The sequence below is a fragment of the Methylibium sp. genome (assembly GCF_013817345.1).
In the GTDB taxonomy this organism is placed as follows: Bacteria; Pseudomonadota; Gammaproteobacteria; order Burkholderiales; family Burkholderiaceae_C; genus Methylibium.
On record NZ_JACDCW010000007.1, the window covers coordinates 39,702 to 62,081 of the forward strand.

The 22,380-nt window shown below is 64.8% G+C and carries 21 protein-coding genes and 3 tRNA genes; 3 read left to right on the plus strand and 21 right to left on the minus strand.

Translation table 11 applies throughout. The annotated features are described in order from the left end of the window. Nucleotides 1–483: 483 nt before the first annotated feature. The 3 genes from H0W40_RS02455 (at nucleotide 484) to H0W40_RS02465 (ending at nucleotide 1,567) form a co-directional block, all read left to right on the plus strand. Nucleotides 484–1,098 carry an HNH endonuclease gene (locus H0W40_RS02455; protein WP_292442859.1) on the plus strand — a complete coding sequence of 205 codons (615 nt, stop codon included), beginning with the start codon at nucleotides 484–486 and terminating at the stop codon, nucleotides 1,096–1,098. Between the two features lie 82 nt (nucleotides 1,099–1,180). Further along, nucleotides 1,181–1,336, plus strand: a complete 156-nt coding sequence (locus tag H0W40_RS02460) for a hypothetical protein (protein ID WP_292442860.1) — start codon at nucleotides 1,181–1,183, stop codon at nucleotides 1,334–1,336. Between the two features lie 24 nt (nucleotides 1,337–1,360). Next, on the plus strand, nucleotides 1,361–1,567 hold the full coding sequence (locus H0W40_RS02465; protein WP_292442862.1) for a hypothetical protein: 207 nt from the start codon (nucleotides 1,361–1,363) through the stop codon (nucleotides 1,565–1,567). A gap of 439 nt (nucleotides 1,568–2,006) precedes the next feature. Here H0W40_RS02465 and H0W40_RS02470 read toward each other — a convergent pair. The 21 genes from H0W40_RS02470 to H0W40_RS02570 form a co-directional block, all read right to left on the minus strand. After that, a tRNA-Asp gene (locus tag H0W40_RS02470) sits at nucleotides 2,007–2,083 on the minus strand. Between the two features lie 92 nt (nucleotides 2,084–2,175). After that, nucleotides 2,176–2,251, minus strand: a tRNA-Glu gene (locus H0W40_RS02475). A gap of 32 nt (nucleotides 2,252–2,283) precedes the next feature. After that, nucleotides 2,284–2,359: transfer RNA gene (locus H0W40_RS02480), tRNA-Ala, on the minus strand. Nucleotides 2,360–2,411: 52 nt separating this feature from the next. Then, nucleotides 2,412–3,815: a glutamate--tRNA ligase gene (gene gltX, locus H0W40_RS02485; protein ID WP_292442864.1), complete on the minus strand. Its 1,404-nt coding sequence runs from the start codon at nucleotides 3,813–3,815 to the stop codon at nucleotides 2,412–2,414. Next, a complete protein-coding gene (locus tag H0W40_RS02490) occupies nucleotides 3,812–5,056 on the minus strand; it encodes an O-succinylhomoserine sulfhydrylase (protein ID WP_292442866.1) in 1,245 nt (414 codons plus the stop codon). The genes gltX and H0W40_RS02490 overlap by 4 nt, the downstream gene beginning before the upstream one ends. A gap of 3 nt (nucleotides 5,057–5,059) precedes the next feature. After that, nucleotides 5,060–6,586: an amidophosphoribosyltransferase gene (gene purF, locus H0W40_RS02495; protein ID WP_292442868.1), complete on the minus strand. Its 1,527-nt coding sequence runs from the start codon at nucleotides 6,584–6,586 to the stop codon at nucleotides 5,060–5,062. Nucleotides 6,587–6,610: 24 nt separating this feature from the next. Further along, nucleotides 6,611–7,099 carry a CvpA family protein gene (locus tag H0W40_RS02500; RefSeq protein WP_292442869.1) on the minus strand — a complete coding sequence of 163 codons (489 nt, stop codon included), beginning with the start codon at nucleotides 7,097–7,099 and terminating at the stop codon, nucleotides 6,611–6,613. A 17-nt stretch (nucleotides 7,100–7,116) separates the two neighbouring features. Next, nucleotides 7,117–7,875, minus strand: coding sequence for an SPOR domain-containing protein (locus H0W40_RS02505; RefSeq protein ID WP_292442870.1), 759 nt, complete (start codon nucleotides 7,873–7,875; stop codon nucleotides 7,117–7,119). Nucleotides 7,876–7,996: 121 nt separating this feature from the next. After that, nucleotides 7,997–9,319 carry a bifunctional tetrahydrofolate synthase/dihydrofolate synthase gene (folC, locus tag H0W40_RS02510; RefSeq protein ID WP_292442871.1) on the minus strand — a complete coding sequence of 441 codons (1,323 nt, stop codon included), beginning with the start codon at nucleotides 9,317–9,319 and terminating at the stop codon, nucleotides 7,997–7,999. A gap of 103 nt (nucleotides 9,320–9,422) precedes the next feature. Continuing rightward, the gene (gene accD, locus H0W40_RS02515) at nucleotides 9,423–10,295 is read right to left on the minus strand and encodes an acetyl-CoA carboxylase, carboxyltransferase subunit beta (protein WP_292442873.1); all 873 of its coding nucleotides are present in this window, start codon (nucleotides 10,293–10,295) and stop codon (nucleotides 9,423–9,425) included. A gap of 4 nt (nucleotides 10,296–10,299) precedes the next feature. Beyond that, complete coding sequence (gene trpA, locus H0W40_RS02520; RefSeq protein ID WP_292442900.1) at nucleotides 10,300–11,109, minus strand: tryptophan synthase subunit alpha; 810 nt, start codon at nucleotides 11,107–11,109, stop codon at nucleotides 10,300–10,302. Then, complete coding sequence (trpB, locus tag H0W40_RS02525) at nucleotides 11,106–12,371, minus strand: tryptophan synthase subunit beta (RefSeq protein ID WP_292442875.1); 1,266 nt, start codon at nucleotides 12,369–12,371, stop codon at nucleotides 11,106–11,108. The genes trpA and trpB overlap by 4 nt, the downstream gene beginning before the upstream one ends. Before the next feature lie 14 nt (nucleotides 12,372–12,385). After that, nucleotides 12,386–13,054, minus strand: a complete 669-nt coding sequence (locus H0W40_RS02530) for a phosphoribosylanthranilate isomerase (RefSeq protein WP_292442877.1) — start codon at nucleotides 13,052–13,054, stop codon at nucleotides 12,386–12,388. Then, entirely contained in the window at nucleotides 13,045–13,848 is an 804-nt protein-coding gene (truA, locus tag H0W40_RS02535; RefSeq protein ID WP_292442880.1) for a tRNA pseudouridine(38-40) synthase TruA, read from the minus strand. The genes H0W40_RS02530 and truA overlap by 10 nt, the downstream gene beginning before the upstream one ends. A gap of 46 nt (nucleotides 13,849–13,894) precedes the next feature. Next, nucleotides 13,895–16,510: a FimV/HubP family polar landmark protein gene (locus H0W40_RS02540; protein ID WP_292442882.1), complete on the minus strand. Its 2,616-nt coding sequence runs from the start codon at nucleotides 16,508–16,510 to the stop codon at nucleotides 13,895–13,897. 231 nt (nucleotides 16,511–16,741) lie between these two features. Continuing rightward, entirely contained in the window at nucleotides 16,742–17,902 is a 1,161-nt protein-coding gene (gene asd / locus H0W40_RS02545) for an aspartate-semialdehyde dehydrogenase (RefSeq protein ID WP_292442903.1), read from the minus strand. Between the two features lie 69 nt (nucleotides 17,903–17,971). Next, nucleotides 17,972–19,051, minus strand: a complete 1,080-nt coding sequence (gene leuB / locus H0W40_RS02550; RefSeq protein WP_292442885.1) for a 3-isopropylmalate dehydrogenase — start codon at nucleotides 19,049–19,051, stop codon at nucleotides 17,972–17,974. A 61-nt stretch (nucleotides 19,052–19,112) separates the two neighbouring features. Next, nucleotides 19,113–19,757, minus strand: coding sequence for a 3-isopropylmalate dehydratase small subunit (leuD, locus tag H0W40_RS02555; protein ID WP_292442888.1), 645 nt, complete (start codon nucleotides 19,755–19,757; stop codon nucleotides 19,113–19,115). A gap of 6 nt (nucleotides 19,758–19,763) precedes the next feature. Beyond that, the gene (locus tag H0W40_RS02560; RefSeq protein WP_292442891.1) at nucleotides 19,764–19,901 is read right to left on the minus strand and encodes an entericidin A/B family lipoprotein; all 138 of its coding nucleotides are present in this window, start codon (nucleotides 19,899–19,901) and stop codon (nucleotides 19,764–19,766) included. Between the two features lie 24 nt (nucleotides 19,902–19,925). Then, nucleotides 19,926–21,338 carry a 3-isopropylmalate dehydratase large subunit gene (gene leuC, locus H0W40_RS02565; protein ID WP_292442894.1) on the minus strand — a complete coding sequence of 471 codons (1,413 nt, stop codon included), beginning with the start codon at nucleotides 21,336–21,338 and terminating at the stop codon, nucleotides 19,926–19,928. A gap of 155 nt (nucleotides 21,339–21,493) precedes the next feature. Then, nucleotides 21,494–22,380, minus strand: an 887-nt coding sequence (locus tag H0W40_RS02570) for a citrate synthase (protein ID WP_292442897.1), incomplete at its 5' end; no start/stop codon positions are given.

The following is a 22,380-nucleotide window of genomic DNA, read 5'->3' on the forward strand; positions in this document are numbered from 1 at the left end:
CCGCTGGCGCTAAGCATGAAGTCAGAGTCTGACTGTTGATCGCATTCATCGCTGCGGCCCGGGAACTGCACGCCCTATACCTCAAGAGCAATCGATTCACGGCACTGGCGACACTTGCGAGGGCATTCAGGGCAAACGGAATACGTTCCTGCCGCGGCGATGACATGACTTTCGCAAGAGCTGGGTACCTGTACAAGACTCATCTGCAGCGACCATCTCATGTAAACGCCGCAGACGTTGACTCATGAATCGATGACGCCTCTTCCCGCAATCGACTGCCTTGGTCGCGCAAGTCTCTCGGCAAGTTGAGCAATCATCTGCTGAGATTGCTTATCGCAGCCCAGAAACGCCTCGACAAGCTTGCCAACGCATTCGGCAGTCGCCGCGCTCAGCCAAAGTAGATCGTCTTGGTCAGGTGGTCTCTGGTTCCGTCGGCGTGCTAGTTCGGCGACGCGCTGGATTGGTTTTCCCAGAGGCGTTCCAGTGGGAGTCGTTATTCAGGTGAAGGAGAAGCCAGAACCCCGATACAAGATTCTTGGCCTCGGCCAAGTGGTGGAAGATCGAGATGGCAAGTTCACGATAAGGCAGCACGGTACCGCGGCGGAACGCATTGAGGCGGTGCTGGATGTTTCATTGCCGGGTACCGCTTTGGATGCGTCGAACCTCGAAGATGCGCGGCGCCGCACGAACAGGGCGATCGCGGTTCGCCGCGGGCAGCCAGCATTTCGGAAGGCGCTGATGGCAGCCTATCGAGGTCGATGCGCGATAAGCGGCTGCGCCGTCAGTGCGATTCTCGAGGCGGCACATATCGTGCCCTATCTCGGCGACCACACCAATCATGTGCAAAACGGCATCCTGCTACGTGCAGACATTCATTCGCTGTTTGATCTTGGGCTCATAACGATCGCACCTGACACATACTCTGTAACCCTTGCACCTGAACTTATCGGGTCCGAGTACGCCGCGCTGGAAGGGCAGCGCCTATCGCTACCGGCAGACAAGAACTTTTGCCCTTCGACGGATGCGCTGCGGCAACGACCTTGGCCGATTGGCTTGGGGCCGCTGCGCCGAGGGCCTTCAAGTCACGCCGCACACTGATCTCGGCTATCCCGCAACCCGTCGCCAGAGAACAGACTAGGCGTCGTTGAGTAGCCTTCAAACAAGTTTGCAAAGAACCGCCATGAACGAAGAACTTGACATCGCCATTGAAGTCCGTTTTCGATCCGATAGGGGCGTACCTGCCGAACTCGTCCACACGATAACTCAGCGACTCGCGCGGGCGGTGCACGATGAGGAGAAAGATGAACTCGAAGCCTTGTTCGGGCACTTCCAGTAGTGGACGGCTATTGAACGCGATGCAATGAGGTACCGGTTCCTCGAGCTCGACCGCGATAGAGCACTGATCATCGAGTACGGCGGACGAGGATCGCTGCTGCTGTTCGGCGCTGCAGCCGGATTTGCCTATTGGGTCGTTGACAAGACGCTCGGCGAGACCTTCAAACAGGCATGGGTCGAGTCCGAGGCCCACTCAAGGCTGAAGGACTTCTTAAAGTCCGGGGTTCTTTGAAAACGGGATCGAATTGCGAATCGCCTCCCGAGGCACCGGATGGATGGCGCTGATGCTGTGACGGTGACCACTGAAGATGGGCCAAGTCCGCGAGTAGTGGTAACCGTGACTCCCGATGAAACGTTGCGCATTCCGAAGCCCAGTGAAATTGCAGCGGGCAGGGATCGCGGGTGACGCCTAACCCCTCGCGCAAGCGGCGTGCCCACGGCTCGGGTTGCCGCGGCGCGTCGACGGTAGTCACCCGCTCCGCATTGTCTTTCGGCGAGCGGGCTAACCCGCACAGCTCAAGAGGAGCTCCATGGCCTGGAGTTGCTAAAACGGAACCCTGCCAGGCATCTCTTTGCGCGTCTCAGCGTGGGGTAAATGCGTGGGGTAAATGAGAAAGGCCCTGAAACCGTAAGTCGTTGATTCGACTGCGATTTCAGGGCCATCTGAAAGCTGGCGGAGTGGACGGGACTCGAACCCGCGACCCCCGGCGTGACAGGCCGGTATTCTAACCAACTGAACTACCACTCCTTGGCGGCAGGTTCCACAGCGTGCCCCTTGACATCCGCTGCGCAAGCCCTGACCGGCTTGTCGAACCGCAGCTGGATCGCTACGGCTATTTTTGGCGTCCCCTAGGGGATTCGAACCCCTGTAATCACCGTGAAAGGGTGGTGTCCTAGGCCTCTAGACGAAGGGGACTGCAAACTTTCTCCGTTGAACAATGCCGCCGTTGGTGGAGGTAAGCGGGATCGAACCGCTGACCTCTTGCATGCCATGCAAGCGCTCTCCCAGCTGAGCTATACCCCCGTCTTGAGCGGGCCGCGCTGTTCAAAGCGAAGCGGAAATTATAAGTGGATTTTCAGTTGCCTCGCAAGCGCGCAACGACGGTCGCACGGGGGAAGAGCGACAGCACCGAATCGATCGACGGGGTCTGCGCGCGACCGCAAACCAGCACGCGCACGGCCGGTGCAAGCTGGGGCAGCTTCAAGCTGTGTTCGGTGAGCGTGGCCTTGATGGCTTGTTGAATGCCCGGCGCGTCCCAGGAGGCTTCGTCCAACCGAACGGCGAGCGCCGTCAGTGCCGGCCTGACCGCCGCCGTGACATGCACCGCAAGGTCTTCTTCGCTCGCTGACACTTCGCCAAAATACATGGCCAGCCACTGCGCAAGCTCGACTGTCGTGGCGCACCGGTCCTTGAACAAGCCGCACATGTTCGCGAGCGGCTCGTCGCTGACCGCCTCGAGACCGAGGCGCGCGAGTTGCTCGGCTACCAGCGGAGCGAGCAACGCATCGTCGGTCAGCTTCATGTGCTGGGCGCCAACCCAGCGCAACTTGGCTTCGTCGAACTGCGCTGCGCTCTTGCCGAGATGATCGAGGGTGAACCATTCGACAAACTGCTGCTGCGAGAAAATTTCGTCGTCGCCGTGGCTCCAGCCCAATCGAGACAGGTAGTTCACCATCGCTTCGGGCAAGTAGCCCTCATCGCGGTAATGCGTCACCGGCTTGGCGCCGTGGCGCTTGCTCAGCTTCTCGCCATGCTCATTGAGCACGGTCGGAAGGTGAGCATAGACAGGCGGCTCGTGGCCGAGCGCGCGCAGTATGTGGATCTGGCGCGGCGTGTTGTTCACATGGTCGTCGCCGCGGATCACGTGCGTGATCGCCATGTCGATGTCGTCGACGACGACGCAAAAGTTGTAGGTCGGCGTGCCGTCGGCTCGGGCAATGACCAGGTCATCGAGTTCGTCGTTGCTGAACTCGATGCGGCCTTTGACCTTGTCGTCCCAGGCCACGCTCCCGCCGATCGGCGATTTGAAGCGAATCACCGCCGCGACGCCCGGTGGCACCATCGGCAAACTCTTGCCCGACTCGGGCCGCCAGGTGCCGTCGTAGCGCGGCTTGAGCTTCGCGGCCGTCTGCCTTTCGCGCAGTGCATCGAGTTCGGTCTGGCTCATGTAGCAGCGATAGGCCAAGCCCTCGTCGAGCGTCTGCGCGAGCACCTGCTTGTAGCGGTCCATGCGCTGCATCTGGTAGAACGGGCCCTCGTCCGGGTCGAGGCCCAGCCAGCGCATCCCTTCCAGGATCGCATCGACGGCCTCCTGCGACGAACGTTCGGTGTCGGTGTCCTCGATGCGCAGCACGAACACGCCGCCATTGGCGCGCGCGAACGCCCACGGATACAGCGCCGAGCGGATGTTGCCGAGGTGGATGAAGCCGGTGGGTGACGGCGCGAAACGGGTGCGTACCCTCGAGGTGGAAATCGTCATGGTCTCAATGAATCGAGGCCGCGCGCCAGGTCGGCCTTCAGGTCTTCGACGTCTTCCAGGCCCACGGCCACGCGCACCAGGCCCTGCGTGATGCCCGCCGCCAGACGCTGCGGCTCGGTGAGACGCCCGTGCGAGGTGCTGGCAGGATGGGTAATGGTGCTCTTGGTGTCCCCGAGGTTGGCGGTGATCGAGCAGATGCGGGTGCTGTCGATCGTGTGGAAAGCATTGCGGCGTGCCAGCTCGGCGCCCTCGGCCTTCACGATGAACGACACGACCGCACCGCCGCAGCCGTTTTGCTGCGCCATCGCCAAGGCGTGTTGCGGGTGCGAGGCAAGTCCTGGGTGGTAGACACGCTCCACAGTGTCGTGCGCCTCGAGCCAGTGCGCCAGCGCCAGCGCGCGTTCGCTCTGCGCTGCCATGCGGATCGACAGCGTTTCCAGCCCCTTGAGCACCACCCATGCATTGAAGGGCGACAAGGACATTCCGGCGCCCCGCATCAGCGGTACCAGTTTTTCATCGACTAGGCTGGCGAGCCCGCACACCGCCCCGGCCAGAACACGGCCCTGACCGTCGAGGTACTTGGTGCCGGAGTGAATGATCAAGTCAGCACCCAGCTTGACCGGCTGCTGCAGCGCCGGCGAACAGAAACAGTTGTCGACCGCCAACAAGGCATCGGCGTCGTGCGCAATCTGTGCCAGCGCCGCGATGTCGCACACCTCGGTGAGCGGATTGCTCGGCGTCTCGGCGAACAGCAGCCTGGTGTTCGGCTGCATCGCCGCGCGCCACGCCGCCACGTCGGTCTGCGAGACGAAGCTGGTCTGCACGCCGAACTTGGCCAGATCACTGCCGAGCAGCTTGATCGTCGAGCCGAACACGCTTTGCGAACAGACCACGTGGTCGCCGGCCTTCAGCAGCCCCAGGCACGTCAGCAGGATCGCGCTCATGCCGCTCGACGTGGCGATGCAGGCCTCGGTACGCTCCATCGCCGCCAGGCGGCGCTCCATCATCATCACCGTCGGATTGGTGAAGCGCGAGTAGACGAACGCCTCCTCCTCGCCGGCGAAGCGCGCCGCGGCCGTGGCGGCATCGGGGTGCACGAAGCTGCTGGTCAGGAAAAGCGCCTCCGAGTTCTCGCCGTACTGGCTGGCCGGCAGGCCCTCGCGCACGGCGATCGTGTCCAGGCGTGCATCGGCCGGCAAATCGACCCGTGGCAGCCGCTTGGGGTTTTTGGGCTCGACCATCGTTCAGCCCTCCGCGTGTTGCAGCGCCAACCGCGATGAGAAGTCGCCGTCTTCCTCGAGCTGCAGGCTGCGCTGCTGCGCAATCGCGTCGAAGTCGGCTGCGGTCACGTCGCCGGTGATGTAGTGGCCGTCGAAACACGATGCCTCGAAACCGTCGAGGCGGGGGTTCAGCGAGCCGACTGCTTTTCTCATCGCCGCCATATCCTGGTAGATCAACGCGTCAGCGCCGATAAAGCTGCGGATCTCTTCGATGCTGCGATCGTGAGCGATCAACTCTCCCTTGGTCGGCATGTCGATGCCGTACACGTTCGGATAGCGCACCGGCGGCGCCGCCGAGGCAAGGAAAACCTTGCGCGCACCGGCCTCGCGGGCCATCTGCACGATCTCCTGACTGGTGGTGCCGCGCACGATGGAATCGTCGACCAGCAGCACGTTACGGTCCTTGAATTCGGCGCCGATCGCATTGAGCTTTTGACGCACGGACTTCTTGCGCTCGCCCTGCCCCGGCATGATGAAGGTGCGCCCCACATAGCGGTTCTTCACGAAACCCTCGCGATAAGGCTTGCCGATCTTCTGCGCGAGTTGCATGGCCGAGGGTCGGCTCGATTCGGGGATCGGAATCACCACGTCGATTTCGCTCGGCGGCATGGTGGAGATCAGGCGCTGCGCCAGCGTCTCGCCCATGTTCAGGCGCGCCTGGTAGACCGAAATGCCGTCGATCACGGAGTCGGGCCGGGCCAGATAGACATACTCGAACACGCAAGGCATGAGCTGCGGATTGGCCGCGCACTGCTGCGCGTGAACACGACCTTCGAGGTCGATGAACAGTGCCTCGCCGGGTGCCACGTCGCGCACGAAACGATGGCCGGTGCCCTCGAGCGCGACCGATTCGCTGGCCACCATGGCGCCCTTGCCCTGCGGACCATCGACCTCGCCCAGACACAGCGGCCTGATGCCGAAAGGATCGCGAAACGCCAGCACGCCATGTCCGGCAATCAGGCACACCACGGCGTAGGAGCCCTTGATGCGCCGATGCACCGCCCCGACGGCTTTGAAAATCTCGCCCGGCGTGAGCGGCCGGTCCCGTGCCGCCTGCTCCAGTTCGTGCGCCACCACGTTGAGGAGCACTTCGGTATCGCTGTCGGTATTGAGGTGGCGCCGGTCGATCGCGAACAGCTCCGTTCGCAGCGCGTGCGCGTTGGTCAGGTTGCCGTTGTGCACCAGCACCAGGCCGAACGGCGCATTGACGTAAAACGGCTGCGCTTCCTCTTCGTTGTAGGCATTCCCCGCGGTCGGGTAGCGCACCTGCCCCAAGCCGACGGTGCCGGGCAGGCCGCGCATATCGCGGGTGCGGAACACATCGCGCACCATGCCGCGCGCCTTGTGCATAAAGAACTTCGTGCCCTTTGCATCTGGCCCGGCAGTGACGATGCCCGCCGCGTCCTGGCCACGGTGCTGCAGCAGCAACAGCGCGTCGTAGATCAATTGATTGACCGGCGCCTTGGAGATCACACCGACGATGCCACACATGCCATTGATCCCTTCAACGATCCATCAGGCCGGCAGATGCCGTGCCACTTCGTCCGGCAGCAGCGGCCGCAAACCAGACAACACTTCCCGCAAGCCGGCCGCGCTGTGCGAACCGCGCCACGTTGCAGACTCGGCCAGCGGCGTCAGGTTCACTGCCGTCGCCACCGCGAGTCCGATCAGGCCACCACGCAGCAAGCCGAAGACCGCGCCGAGCACCCGGTCCAGCGGGTTCAGCGGCGAAGCCTGCACCAGTTTCTTCAGCAGCCACGACAACAGATTCCATACGATCAACGTGCCGATGAAGACCGCCGCGAACGACACCGCCAGGTTGAGTCCCGAGCCGGGCGAACCGACTGGAATGGCAGGCGCCAACACTCGACCGAACGCATGTGCGGCCACATAGGCCAAAACCCAGCCCAGCAGCGACATCACTTCATACATCAAACCACGTACCACCCCGACGACGACCGACAGCACCACGACGGAAAGAAAGGCCCAGTCGATCCAGCTCACGCCGGCGAATGCAGGGCTCACAAGGTCAGCACGGCAGGCTGAAGACCCGCCTGCTTCAGCTTGGCGGCGGCACGATCCGCCTCGCCCCGCTCGCCGTAAGGACCAATGCGCACCCGGATGCGCTTGCCCGCCGCCGTCTCGACGACCTGCGTATAAGTCTTGAGGCCCAGCTTCTCCACGCGCTGACGCACTCGACGCGCCGAAGTCGCCTCGCTGAATGCGCCGACCTGGACGACGAAGCGGCCGACGTCCTCGCGCGGCGCGGCAGGCGTTGCTGGGGCAGTCGATTTGCCTTGAAGAGCGGCCAACGCGCGGGCCGCCTCATCGTTCCCCTTGGAAGGCGCCGCCGCCGGAGCCGGTTTGCGCGCCGGCTCGGCCTCGGCTGGCGGAGCGGATGGCTTTTCGGCGACGCGATCAGGCGCCACGGGAGCCGGCGTTGCGACCGGCGAAGCGGCGATTTCGCGATCCGTATCGGCAGCGCGATCAACGATGACCTCCTCCTTGCTCACCGCCGGCGCAGCGGCTGTGTCAGGCGCCGGCTTGGCCACAGCGGAGGCCGCGACGGCCTGTTGCTCCGGGATTTCCATTGCGATGTCGGGCGACACCGGGCGAGGACTGGTATCGAACAGCAGCGGAAAGCCGACCACGCCAACTGCCACCAGCACCACAGCGCCGATCAGGCGCCGCCGTGCGCGAAGCCGGGCCGCATCGATCGACAGGGGGTCCGAAGCGGCCGCAATGGCAGCCTTGCGTTGAAGAAAGGACAGCAGGCCCATGCGGAAAAATCTCTTCTCGGAGCGTGAAAGCGTGGATCGTTGCGGCGGCCTGCTACTAGGCTACTTTCGCGAATGAGTGCGGGCAAGCGCCGGCGGCTGTTTTGGAGGACTCCAGCAGCCGTCAAACGAGGTGCTTGGCTGCTCGACGTGCCAGCCCGTGCTCAAGCACGCCACCTACTGTGTAGAACGATCCGAAGACAACAATTCTACCTGTGGGGTCGGTCTGCTCCAGGGCCTTGAGAAGGGCCGCTTGGGGTGAGTCATGACGGCTCGCCTGCACACCCGGTGGCAGCGGCGCTGCCCCCGCCGACCTTCGCCGCAGCGCTTGCTCGTAGAACGCCTCGAGCTCAAGCGCCGTTGCACCGCGGGGCGTCGGCAGGTCGGTGAAATGCCAGGCATCCACGAGCGGCAGCATCCACACAATCATGGCTTCGATGTCTTTGTCCCTCATTGCGCCGAACACCACGTGCGTCCCGGGATAAAAGCCCATCTGATCGAGGTTCTCGGCCAGCGTGGCCACGGCGTGCGGGTTGTGAGCGACATCGAGCACGAGGGTCGGCTCGCCTGGAACGATCTGGAAGCGCCCGGGCAACTCGACCATCGCCAATCCATTGCGCACGGCCTGGGCCGTCACCGGCAGACGCGGGCGCATGGCCTCCAGTGCGGCCAGAACGCCGGAGGCATTGAGTAGCTGGTTCGCGCCGCGCAGCGCCGGATAGGCCAGCCCGTTGTGGCGCCGAGTGCGCCCGGCCCACGCCCACTGCTGCTTGTCGCCGCTGTAGTTGAAGTCCTGCCCGAAGCGCCACAGGTCGGCGCCGATCTCGCGGGCGCGATCGATCACGCTTTGCGGCGGCACCGGGTCGCTGACGATGGCCGGACGACCGGTGCGCAAGATACCGGCTTTCTCGGCCCCGATCGACTCGCGATCCGGGCCGAGGTAGTCCATGTGGTCGAGGTCGATGCTGGTCAGGATCGCGCAATCGGTGTCGATCACGTTGACCGCGTCGAGCCGGCCGCCCAAACCCACCTCCAGCACCACCGCGTCGAGCCCAAGCTGGCTCATGTGCCGAAGGATCGCCAGTGTCGTGAACTCGAAATAGGTCAAAGTTTCGCCCTGGCGAGCCCCTTCGACCGCCTCGAAATGCGGCAGCAGTGCGGCGGCCTCGACGATCGCACCGTCAATGCGGCAACGCTCCTCGAAGTGCACCAGGTGCGGCGACGTGTAGACCCCGACCCGCCAGCCCGACTGCATCAGGATCGCCTCGAGCATCGCGCAGGTCGAACCCTTGCCGTTGGTGCCGGCCACGGTGAACACCGGGCAGCTGAAACGCAGACCGAGTCGCTCGCCCACGCGCTGCACTCGCTCGAGCGTGAGATCGATGGTGGCGGGATGCAGGCGCTCGCAGTGGGCCAGCCACTCGGGCAAGCTGGACGGTGTCGTCATGGAGTCGATGTTAGGCGGCGCAAGGCGCGGCAATCGGCCCGGGGAAGCACAAGGGCGGCTCGAGCCGCCCTCACCTCGCTCCGGCCGTACCGAGAAGGAAACGTCAGGCCACTGCGTCCGCGCTCTGTCGCTGCAGCATGGCTAGCAGCCGCGAGATCCTGGCGCGCAGCTCGCGCCGGTCGGCGATCATGTCGAGCGCACCCTTGCCGATGAGGAACTCGCTGCGCTGAAAACCTTCGGGCAGCTTTTCGCGCACGGTGTTCTCGATAACCCGCGGGCCGGCAAAGCCGATCAGCGCTCTTGGCTCCGCGATCACCACATCGCCCATGAAAGCAAAACCGGCTGATACGCCGCCCATGGTCGGATCGGTGAGCACGCTGATGTAGGGCAACCTGGCTTTGGCGAGGCGGGTCAGCGAGGCATTGGTTTTGGCCATCTGCATGAGCGACAGCAAACCTTCCTGCATGCGCGCGCCGCCAGTGGCGGTGAAACAGATGAAGGGCGTCTTCTGCTCGATCGCGGTCTCAACGCCGCGCACGAAGCGCTCGCCGACCACGGAGCCCATCGAGCCGCCCATGAACTCGAACTCGAAAGCCGCGACCACCACGGGCATGCTAAGCACCGCGCCGCCCATTACCACCAGTGCGTCGGTCTCGCCCGTGGCCTCCATCGCCTGCTTGAGGCGTTCGGGGTACTTCTTGCTGTCCTTGAATTTCAGCGGATCGACCGGCAGCACCTCCTGGGCGATCTCGTAGCGGCCTTCGGGGTCGAGAAAGCTGTCGAGCCGAAGGCGCGCACCGATGCGGTGATGGTGGTTGCACTTCGGACAGACGTTGCAGTTCTGCTCGAGGTCGGTCTTGTAGAGCACCGTTTCGCAAGACGGACATTTGATCCACAAACCTTCCGGCACCGAGCGGCGCTCGGACGGATCGGTCGGCTGAATCTTCGGCGGCAGCAGTTTTTCGAGCCAGCTCATCTGCTCACTCCTTGGTTTGTTCGTCGAGCGCCGCACGAATGGTGGCGATGAACCCGCCCGCGGCTGCGGCGACGGCTTCGCGCGGCTGCACTTCCAGCAGCTGCACCAGGCGAGAACCGATCACCACCGCGTCGGCCACCGCACCCAGCGCCTTGGCAGTTGCCGCGTCGCGGATGCCGAAGCCCACCCCAACCGGCACGCTTACGTGCTGGCGTATGCGTGGCAGCATCTGCGCCACTGCGTCGATATCCAGGTGGCCGGCGCCGGTCACGCCCTTGAGCGACACATAGTAGACATAGCCCCTCGCGATGCGGCCCACCTCTTTCATGCGCCGTTCGGTCGAGGTCGGAGCGAGCAGGAAGATCGGGTCGAGCCCGGCGCCCTGCAGCATCGCGGCGAAACCTTCGCATTCTTCAGGCGGATAGTCCACTACCAGCACGCCGTCGACGCCGGCGGCTTTAGCGTCGGTCACGAAGCGGTCCAAGCCGTAACGCTCGATAGGGTTGGCATAGCCCATCAACACGACGGGCGTGCCGTCGTCGCGATCCCGAAAACCGCGCACCGCCTGCAATACCTGCGGCATGCCGATCCCGTTGGCGAGCGCGCGTTCGGAAGCCTTCTGAATCACCGGGCCATCGGCCATCGGATCGGAGAATGGCACGCCGAGTTCGATGACGTCGGCACCGCAGCGCGCCATGGCTAGCATGATGTCGATCGTCGCGTCAGCGTACGGATCACCGGCCGTGATGTAGGGAATGAGCGCAGTGCGTCCTTGCGCCTTGAGCGTCTCGAAAGTCGCTTGAATGCGGCTCATCGCTGCACCTCGACGACCGCCTGCGCGCCCTTGACCGTCTGACCGCGGCACGACGGCCGGCAATAGAAATCGGCGCCCGACAGGTCGGCCACCGTGCCGATGTCCTTGTCGCCGCGGCCTGAAAGGTTGACCAGCAAATGCTGGTCTGGCGCAAGCGTCGGCGCCAGCTTCATGGCATAGGCCACCGCGTGGCTCGATTCGAGCGCGGGAATGATGCCCTCGGTGCGGCACAGGCGGTGAAACGCCACCAGTGCCTCGTCATCGGTGATGCCGACGTACTCGGCGCGGCCGATGTCCTTGAGGTGCGCATGCTCGGGGCCGACGCCCGGGTAGTCGAGCCCGGCCGAGATCGAGTGCGTCTCGGTGACCTGGCCGTTGGCATCCTGCAGCAGATAAGTGCGGTTGCCGTGCAGCACGCCGGGTGAGCCGCGCAGCAGGGAGGCGGCATGCTTGCCCGAATCGAGCCCTCGCCCGGCAGCCTCCACGCCGATCAGCCGGGTTGCGGCATGCCGGATGTAAGGGTGAAAGATGCCCATCGCATTGCTGCCGCCGCCCACACAGGCGATCACCGCATCGGGCTGACGGCCGATCATGGCCGGCATCTGAGTCAGGCATTCCTCGCCGATCACGCTCTGGAAGTCGCGCACCATCGCCGGATACGGGTGCGGGCCGGCCACCGTGCCGATGATGTAGAAGGTGCTCTCCACATTCGTGACCCAGTCGCGCAGCGCCTCGTTGAGCGCATCCTTCAGCGTCTTGCTGCCGCTTTCGACCGGCACCACCTTCGCACCTAGCAGGTGCATGCGATAGACGTTGGGCGATTGCCGCAGCATGTCTTCGCTGCCCATGTAGACCACGCATTCCAGGCCGTAGCGCGCACAGATCGTCGCGGTGGCGACGCCATGCTGGCCGGCGCCGGTTTCGGCAATCACTCGCGGCTTGCCCATGCGCCTTGCGAGCAGCGCCTGACCGATGGTGTTGTTGATCTTGTGCGCGCCGGTGTGGTTGAGATCCTCGCGCTTCAAGTGAATCTGCGCCCCGCCGAGCTCCCGGCTCATGCGCGCTGCGTGATAGATGGGGCTGGGCCGGCCGACAAAATGAGCCAGTTCGTACCTGAACTCGTCGATGAAGTCGGCATCGACGCGAAAGCGTTCGTAAGCCTCCTTCAACTCCTCGACCGCATGGGTCAGGGTTTCGGCGACGAAACTGCCGCCATAGGGGCCGAAATGGCCGCTCGCATCGGGTTGCTGGTAGTTCAACATGGGGAATCAAGGGTTCAGCGGAAGCCGGCCGCAGCCTGCGCCGACAAAAGAGCGTCGGCGCCTCGCACAGCCTGGCAAAACCGGCGGATCGCTTCGGCATCCTTGATGCCTTTTGCGCTCTCGACGCCGGAGCTCACGTCAACGGCCCAAGGCCGCAGTGCGAGCACTCCATCGGTCACGTTGGCAGCATTCAACCCACCAGACAAAACGAGCGGACGGGTGACGCCGGACGGAACGAGTGACCAATCGAAGACCTTTCCACCGCCCCCATAGCCTTCGACATGCGCGTCGAGCAGCACCGCCTGGGCATTGGCAAACTGCGACGCAAAGTCTAACAAATCGAAACCCGGCGCCATGCGTGCCGCGCGCAGGTAAGGCCGGCCCGCGAACTCGCAATCGTCCGGGCTTTCGTCGCCGTGAAACTGCAGCACCAGCGCCGGTATCGCGGTGCAAGCCGCCTCGACTTGCGCTCGCGTCGCATTGACGAAAAGCCCCACCGGCGTGACGAACGGAGGCAACCGGCGCGCCAGCGCGACGGCGCGCTCGGCATCGAGCGACCTCGGGCTCTCGGCGTAGAAGACCAGACCGATTGCGTCGGCGCCGGCTTCGACGGCCGCGTCGACATCGGCTTCACGTGTGAGCCCGCAGATCTTGATGCGGGTGCGCGGTGTTTTCATCGACATTCGTCAGGGCGAGGCAACCAGTCGAAGGCAGGAGTGCTTTCGGGCAGGCCCAGTGCGGCATCGTAGTACGGGCCCACGAAATAAAGGCCTTGCGCAGCGAAGGTCGGCGCCGCAAGGCGACGGTCGCGCGCGGCCAGCACCTCGGTCAGCCATTGCGGCGTGCGAGCGCCCTGCCCCACGGCGACCAGACAGCCCATCAGGTTGCGCACCATGTGGTGCAAGAAGGCACTCGCGTCGAACTCGAAGCGCCAGTAGGCGCCGCAGCGATGGATCTCGATGCGCCGCATTGTCTTGACGGGGCTCGCGGCCTGGCACTCGGCCGAACGAAAAGCGCTGAAATCGTGTTCGCCGATGAGGACCGCCGCTGCGTTTCGCATGGCGTCGCCATCAAGCGGGCGAAAAACCCAACCCGCCAGGCCAGTCTCCAGCGCTGGTCGCACCGGCGACTCCAGCAGCACGTACACATAGCGTCGGCCGCGGGCAACGTATCGCGCATGAAAGCCGTCCTCGACCTTGCGGCACCACTGGACCGCGATGTCGCGCGGCAGATAGCGGTTCGTGCCGCGCACCCACGAGGATGGATCGCGCTCGACCCGGGTATCGAAGTGCAGCACCTGATTGAGCGCGTGAACGCCGGTGTCGGTTCGCCCTGCGCAGATGGTCCGCAGCTCCAAATCCGCGAACTTCGCCAGCGCCGCCTCGACACGGTCTTGTACCGTGGCACCGCCCGGCTGGCTTTGCCAGCCTTGATAGGCGCTGCCCCGGTAACTCAGGCCGAGAGCCACGCGCTGCATGGCCCCTTCTTCGAGTTTTGGCGGCAGCACCGCCGAACCGCTCCGCTCAGGCAAGATCGCGCATCATCCCTTCGGCCCGCGTTTTCAGCGTGCCATCGGTTTGCGCGATCACCTCCTGAAGCAGGTCGCGTGCACCTTCGACGTCGCCGATCTGGCGGAACTCTTCCGCCAGTTCGAGCTTGCGAGCCAGGGCATCGTCAGGCGTCGCCACGCCAGGCAGGTCGAGCGTTGCGACATCGGACAGATCATCGTCGGCAACCTCGACCGCGAGCGGCGCGGGTTGCGACGGCATGTCGAGCGTGAGCGGAGGCAGATCGAAAGCCAATTCGTTCAGATCTTCGACAACCTTCGCGCTTGCGCTGCCGGCGATGGCCGGGTCGGATGCGGGAGCGGTCGAACTCGCCTCCATGGCAGAAAGCGGCTGGGTTCGTTCGGGCGGAAACACCGGCTCATCGTCGAAACGGCCCGGCACCGAAACGTCAAGATCGAGGTCGATGCCGGCGTCTTCCGGCAGGTTGGTGCGTTGGGCTTCGTAGCGCGAAGGCGAAGGCAGCACCGATTGCGGCATCGTGCTGGCGCCCAAAGGCTCGACGATTGCGCCGCCGCTCGGCAGGGCACCGACCGGACGACCGCCCGGCTGATAGATCGGGTTCTCGCTGTCGATGCCTTGGCCGATCTCCTGCGCACGCGCCCAGTCTTCGCCTTCGCCACCGGTCATTGCATAGAGCTGAGTTGCCAACTGCTCGAAGCCCTTGGTGTCTCTGCGCTTCGCATAGACCTCGAGCAGCTTCAGGCGAATCGCCATGCGTTCCGGATTCGAGCGCATCGCTTCCTTGAGGATTTCTTCGGCCTGCAGATCGCGACCGTAGGCGAGGTACACATCGGCCTCGGCGACGGGATCGACATCGCCGATCGCGTCGAGCTGACTCAAGGAATAGCTCATCGACGACGGCACGCCGGTGGCGTCGCGCGTGTCGACACGCTGCCCGCCGCTGGCGCCGAAGAACGAGTCCGGCTGCAGGCGGCTTTCGAGGAAGGACGTCTCGCCGCTGTCGCGTTTGCCCTGACGCAGCCGGTACAGGCCGAGCCCGGCCAACAGGGCCAGCAGCACGGCGGCACCGGGCAGCAGCATCGGGTTGTCGAGCAGCCCCTCCATGACGCCCGGGCCATCTTCGACTGGGGCCGGCATCGCAGCCGGCGCACTGGCCGCTGCGGATGCTGCTTCGGCCTGCGAGGAGGCCACGGCAGTCTCCGGCTCCGCGGCTGGCGCTTGTGCGACGGCGACGGGTGGGGCCATCGTTTCGGCCGGGTCGGACGCTGGCGAAGCGATGGAGGCGGCCGCGTTCGGCGCAGCAGGCGTCGTCTCTGAAGCCGCAGCGCTCGATACCGAAGGAGTCGCCGCGCTCGCAGGCACCGGCATGCCAGGAGCAGCGATCGGCACCTGCACGCCGCCCGGTTTGGCCGGCGCGCTGGCCGCAGCCGCTGCGGCGCCGCCACCGGCGGCGGCGCCACGCAGCTTCTGCAATTCTTCGACGTTCTTCGACAGTTCCGCTACGCGCGTCGCCTCGTCCTGCGCTGCGCGGCTCTTGGCGAGCCGATCTTCGGCTGCGGGCTGACCGGGCTTGACGGCGCCTTGGGTGAGGGTGAGCTTGTCCGGCGTTGCGGCGCTGTCGGCCTTGCGGTCTTGCACCTCGGCCTGGACGCGGCCTGCGGCCGCGCGTGCGCTCTCAGTGGCCGGCGCTGTGGCCACGCCGCCTGCAAGCTTCTGCCGATAGGCATCGAAATCAGCCGATTGGGCCTGAATGAGCTGGCGCGCCTCTCCCAGCGACGTGGCCTGCGCCTGCTCGGCCGTCGGAACGGTGAGCAATGCGCCCGCCTTGAGCAGATTCATGTTGTCGTCGATGAAGGCGTCGGAATTGCCGCGATAGAGCGACACCAGCATCTGGTCGAGCGAAACGCCGGGGCGCAGCGTGCGGTTGGCAATCTTGTAAAGCGTGTCGCCTCGCCGCACCCGATATTCATTCACATCGACCGAAGGCCGTGCGGTGCGCGTTGCAGCGGGCGGTGCGGACGGGGCCTCAACAGCAGCGGGCGTGGCCGCCGGCGCAGCAGCGCGAGGCGGTGTCGGGGGGACCGCAGCAGCGCTGGGTGGCGGCGCGGCCGGCCGGGGGGCAGGCGAAATGACGGCCGGCGCAGGCACCGGGGCCGTCGCCACAGCGCGGTTGCTCGGCGGATCGAACAACATCGTGAACTCGCGCACGAGACGGCCCGAGGACCAGTTCAACTCCAGGATCACATCGACAAAGGGTTCCTGCACGGGTCTATCGCTGGTCAGGCGCAGGTAGGGCTTGCCGTCCGGCCGGCGCTGCAGCACCACGGTGGCATTGCTCAGCGCAGGATTGAACTCGACGCCCGCGGCGCGGAAGGCCTCCGGTGCCGCAATCCGCACCCGCAGACTCGACGCCTCTTCAGGCGTGATGGCGCCGACATCGATCTCAGCCCGCAGAGTCTCGCCGAGGGCCGACTGCACCGACAGGCGCCCGATCGCGAGGGCCGCCGCATCCTGGGGCAGGCAGGCCGCGATGGCAAATGTCGCTGCGGCAACCGCGTTGAGCGACCACCGGCCGACGGCCCGCCGCGCGCGAGGTGTTGGTTGTTTCAAAGCGTCCCCCAATGCAAGATTCGAGCGTCAGGGCGATGCTCGGTGCGCCCGTGATGCGGTTGAAGCGAGCCGGAGCTTCGACTGCAACTTTTACTGAAAAGACAATAACATCAGGCAGATACGCTGACAAGCTCATGCGTCGCGTCACATTCCGATGACGTGAAGGCCTGCTCGCTCAAACCGGCTTCGTTGCAAACCTGCAACGAAGTCATACCGGCTGGGCGGCAGCTGTCAGGCCTCGAGCAGGATGCGCAGCATCCGGCGCAGCGGCTCTGCCGCGCCCCACAGCAGTTGATCTCCGATGGTGTAGGCACCGAGGTACTCCGGGCCCATCGCCAGCTTGCGGACCCGACCGACCGGGATCGTGAGCGTGCCGGTGACAGCCACTGGCGTCAGCTCGGTGAGCGTGGCCTCGCGGTTGTTCGCCACGAGCTTGACCCAGTCGTTGTCGCTGGCGATCAGTGCCTCGATATCGGCCAGCGGCACGTCCTTCTTGAGCTTGAAGGTGAGCGCCTGACTGTGGCAGCGCATGGCACCGACTCTCACGCAGAAACCATCGACCGGGATGGCCGGCTCGTCGAAGCCCGGACCGATGCCCAGAATCTTGTTGGTTTCAGCGCCGGCTTTCCATTCCTCGCGACTCATGCCCCAGCCAGGCTCGCCGGACTCCTTGCCGATCCCCAGATCCTTGTCGATCCAGGGAATCAGGGAGCCGGCGAGCGGCACGCCGAAGTGCTCGGTCGCCGCGCCCCCAAGGCTGCGCTGAAGCTCGATCACCTTGCGGTCGATCTCGAGGATGGAGCTCCTGGGGTCGTCGAGCAGCGCCTTCACTTCAGCGTTCAGCGTGCCGAACTGCGTGAGCAGCTCGCGCATGTGCTGCGCGCCGCCGCCGGAGGCGGCCTGGTAGGTCATCGAGCTCATCCACTCGACCAGACCGGCCTTGAACAAGGCGCCCACGCCCATCAGCATGCAGCTCACCGTGCAATTGCCGCCGATCCAGTTGCGCCCGCCCTTGGCCAGCGCGTTCCTGATGACCGGCAGATTGATCGGATCGAGCACGATCATCGCGTCGTCCTGCATGCGCAAGGTGGAGGCAGCGTCGATCCAGTGGCCTTTCCAGCCGGCGGCACGGAGCTTGGGAAACACCTCGCCCGTGTAGTCACCGCCCTGAGCGGTGAGCACGACATCGCAGCGCCTGAGCGCATCGATATCGTACGCATCGAGCAGCGTCGTTTCGTTCTTCGCCATCGACGGCGCCTGCCCACCGGCATTGCTGGTGCTGAAGAACAGCGGCTCGATCAGATCGAAGTCGCCCTCGGCCTGCATGCGTTCGAGCAGCACGGAGCCGACCATGCCGCGCCAACCCACCAAACCCACCACCGTCGTTGCCATCTCGTTCACCTGCTCTGTCTGCCAATCGTCATTCTGAGGTCGCGCCGCGCATCACGAAGCTGCGGCGCCTCAGCGCTGTGCTCGCAGCCGTGCCGCCACGGCATCACCCATCGCCTGCGTACCGACGACGCGGCAACCGGCGCTCGCGATATCGCCCGTACGCAACCCGCCCTCGAGCACCCCTTGCACCGCAGCCTCCAGGCGCGTCGCCGCTTCCTCTTGATTCAGGCTGAAGCGCAGCATCATGGCCGCGCTCAGGATGGTTGCCAGGGGATTGGCCACGCCCTTGCCGGCAATGTCGGGCGCGCTGCCGTGGCTGGGCTCGTACAGGCCCTTGTTGTCGGCATCGAGCGAGGCACTCGGCAGCATGCCGATCGAGCCGGTGAGCATGGCGGCGGCATCGCTGAGGATGTCGCCGAACATGTTGCCCGTGACGATCACGTCGAACTGCTTGGGCGCCTTGACGAGCTGCATCGCCGCGTTGTCGACGTACAGGTGGTCGAGCTGCACGTCGGGATATTGCGCATGCACTTCGCTGACCACGTCTTTCCAGAACTGAAAGGTTTCGAGGACGTTGGCCTTGTCGACGCTGGTTAATCTGCCGCCACGCTTGCGCGCTGCCTGGAAAGCGACGTGGGCGATGCGTTCAATCTCCGGGCGGCTGTAGCGCATCGTGTCGAACGCTTCCTCGGCGCCGGGGAAATGGCCATCGGGCGCACTGCGGCGTCCCCGCGGCTGGCCGAAATAGATGTCGCCGGTGAGCTCGCGGATGATGAGGATGTCCAGGCCGGCAACCAGTTCGGGCTTCAGGCTGGAGGCGTCGGTGAGTTGCGCGTGGCAGATCGCCGGGCGGAAGTTGGCGAACAGGCCGAGTTCCTTGCGCAGGCCCAGGATCGCCTGCTCCGGCCGCAATGCGCGCTCGAGCTTGTCGTATTTCCAGTCACCGACGGCGCCAAAAAGCACCGCGTCGGCGGCCTTGGCCAGCTTCAGCGTGGCTTCGGGCAGTGGATGACCGGTGGCCTCGAAGGCCGCGCCGCCGACGACAGCGGTTTCCAGCTCGAAGCGCAGGTCCAGTGCCTGCAGCGCCTTGACCGCTTCCGCGACGATCTCCGGGCCGATGCCGTCACCCGGCAAGACAGCGATCTTCATCCTCGTTTCAATCCTTGTCGTGATGCGTGATTCGCGAGCGGCACCTTGGCGACCCTCGCCCTCAAAGCCGGTGCGCCAGCCAGGGCTGACGCAGCAAACGCTCGGCCTCGAAGCTGCGGATGGCATCGGCATGCTGCAGGCTCAAGCCGATGTCGTCGAGGCCACCGAGCAGGCAGTGCTTGCGAAACGGCTCGACCTCGAAGCCGAGTTCGGTCCCGTCTGGCTTGACGACGACCTGGCGCCCCAGATCGACCGTGAGTGCATAGCCGACAAAGGCTGCCACCTCGTCGAACAGCTGCGCGACCTGGCGCTCGGCAAGCACGATCGGCAGCAGCCCGTTCTTGAAGCAGTTGTTGTAGAAGATGTCGGCGAAGCTCGGCGCGATCAGTGCGCGAAAGCCGTACTGATCGATCGCCCAGGGAGCGTGTTCGCGGCTGGAACCGCAGCCGAAGTTGCGGCGCGCCAGCAATACGGAGGCGCCGCGAAAGCGAGCCTGGTTGAGCACGAAGTCAGGGTTGGGCCGGCGCGTGGCGCTGTCTTGCCCCGGCTCGCCGTGGTCGAGATAGCGCCACTCGTCGAACAGGTTCACGCCAAAACCGCTGCGCGTGATCGACTTGAGGAACTGCTTGGGAATGATGGCGTCGGTGTCGACGTTCTCACGGTCGATCGGCGCGACCAGTCCCTGGTGAATGCGAAAGGCTTGCATGAGGTGTCACTTCTTCCTGGCGGCGGCGTCTTCGAGCTTCTCGCCGGTTTTCTGGATGTCCTTGCCCAGGCCTTCCATGGTGTTGCAGCCCGCAGTGACCAGCAGCGAAACACAGGCGATCAGGGCGAATGCAATGCGCTTCATGAACGTCTCCTGGCTACTGCCTTGTCAAAACAGGCGCCGGACATCGACGAAATGGCCTTCCAGCGCGGCGGCGGCGGCCATCGCCGGGCTGACGAGGTGGGTGCGGCCCCCGGCGCCTTGGCGGCCTTCGAAATTGCGGTTGCTGGTGGAAGCACAACGCTCGCCGGGCTCGAGCCGATCGGCATTCATTGCCAGACACATCGAACAACCCGGCTCGCGCCACTCGAATCCAGCGGCGGTAAACACCGCATCGAGCCCTTCGCGTTCGGCCTGCGCCTTGACGAGGCCGGAGCCCGGCACCACCAACGCCAGCCTCACGTTCGCGGCGATACGTCCGCCGACCTTGCGCACGACGGCGGCGGCCTCGCGCAGGTCTTCAATGCGAGAGTTGGTGCATGAGCCGATAAAGACCTTGTCGATGCGAATATCGCCGATCGGCTTGTTCGGCTCGAGCGCCATGTAGGCCAGGGCGCGCTCGATCGCGTCGCGCTTGTTGGCGTCTTTCTCGCGATCCGGATCAGGCACGCTGCCCTCGATCGACAGCACCATTTCCGGCGACGTGCCCCAGGTGACCTGAGGCGTGATCCGCGCTGCATCGAGCTCCACGATGCGGTCCCAGTGAGCATCGGCGTCGGACTGCAGCGTGCGCCAGTAGCTCACCGCCTGATCCCACTCCAAGCTCGTGGGTGCGAACGGACGACCCTTCACGTAAGCGATCGTGGTCTCGTCCACCGCGATCAGACCCGCGCGCGCACCGGCCTCGATGGCCATGTTGCACACCGTCATGCGCCCTTCCATGCTGAGCGCACGGATGGCACTGCCGGCGAATTCGATGGTGTGGCCATTGCCGCCGGCCGTGCCGATCTTGCCGATGATGGCCAGCACGATGTCCTTGGCGCCGCAGCCCTTGGACAGCCGTCCCTCGACGCGAATGAGAAGGTTCTTCGCCTTCTTGGCAAGCAGCGTCTGCGTGGCAAGCACATGCTCGACCTCGCTGGTGCCGATGCCGTGCGCCAGCGCGCCGAAGGCGCCATGGGTGGAAGTGTGCGAGTCGCCGCAAACAACGGTCATGCCCGGCAGGGTGGCGCCCTGCTCCGGGCCGATGACGTGGACGATGCCCTGGCGCAGATCATTCATCTTGAACTGCGTGATGCCGTGGCGATCGCAGTTGGCATCGAGCGTGTCGACCTGCAGGCGGGAGATCGGGTCCTCGATGCCCTTGCTGCGATCGGTGGTCGGCACGTTGTGGTCGCTTACGGCCAGGTTGGCCGACAGGCGCCACACCTTGCGCTTCGCCAGCTCCAGGCCGTCGAAGGCCTGCGGGCTGGTCACCTCGTGTACGAGGTGGCGATCGATGTAGAGCAGGGCCGTGCCGTCGTCCTCGGTGCGGACGACGTGCTCGTCCCAGAGCTTGTCGTAAAGGGTGCGTCCTGTCATGGCGGTCGATCAGTCCCGAGCGGGAGTAAACCCGTATTTTCCTGCACTTTCCCAATGACCGGAACGCTGGAACGCGAAAGCCGCCTGTGCGCAGCGGCAGTGAACAAAGTCGCCGCCGAGCCGGCGCCCGGGGACGGCCGGCGCCGATGCGCGTTTCAGCGCTTGGCCATCGGTTTGACGTCGCGCTGGGTGGCGCCGATAAAAAGCTGGCGCGGACGGCCGATCTTGTACTCCGGGTCGCCGATCATCTCGTTGAGTTGCGCGATCCAACCCACCGTGCGCGCCAACGCGAAGACCGCGGTGAACAGACTTACGGGAATGCCGATCGCGCGCTGCACGATGCCCGAATAGAAATCGACGTTCGGGTAGAGCTTGCGCGAGACGAAATAGTCGTCTTCGAGGGCGATCTTCTCCAGCGCCATGGCCAATTTGAACAGCGGGTCGTTCTGCAAGCCCAGCTCGTCGAGCACCTCGTGGCAGGTCTCGCGCATCAGCTTGGCGCGCGGGTCGTAGTTCTTGTAGACGCGGTGGCCGAAGCCCATCAGCTTGATGCCGGAGTTCTTGTCCTTGACCTGGCTGATGAAGTCGCCGATCTTGGCGATGCCGCCCATCTTCTGGATGTCTTCCAGCATGTTGAGCGCGGCCTCGTTGGCACCGCCATGCGCCGGGCCCCACAGGCAGGCGACGCCGGCGGCGATGGCTGCGAAGGGGTTGGTGCCTGAGCTGCCGCACAGCCGCACCGTCGAAGTGGAGGCGTTTTGCTCATGGTCGGCATGCAGGATGAAGATGCGGTCCATCGCTCGCACCAGCACCTCGTTGGGCACGTACTCTTCGCAGGGCGTCGCGAACATCATGCGCATGAAGTTCGCGCTGTAGCTCAGGTCGTTCTTCGGATAAATATAGGGCTGGCCGATCGAGTACTTGTAGGCCATCGCCACCAGGGTGGGCATCTTGCCGATCAGGCGGTTCGCCGCCGTGGCGCGGTGTTCCGGGTTCTGGATGTCCGTCACGTCGTGATAGAAGGCCGACAGCGCGCCGACCA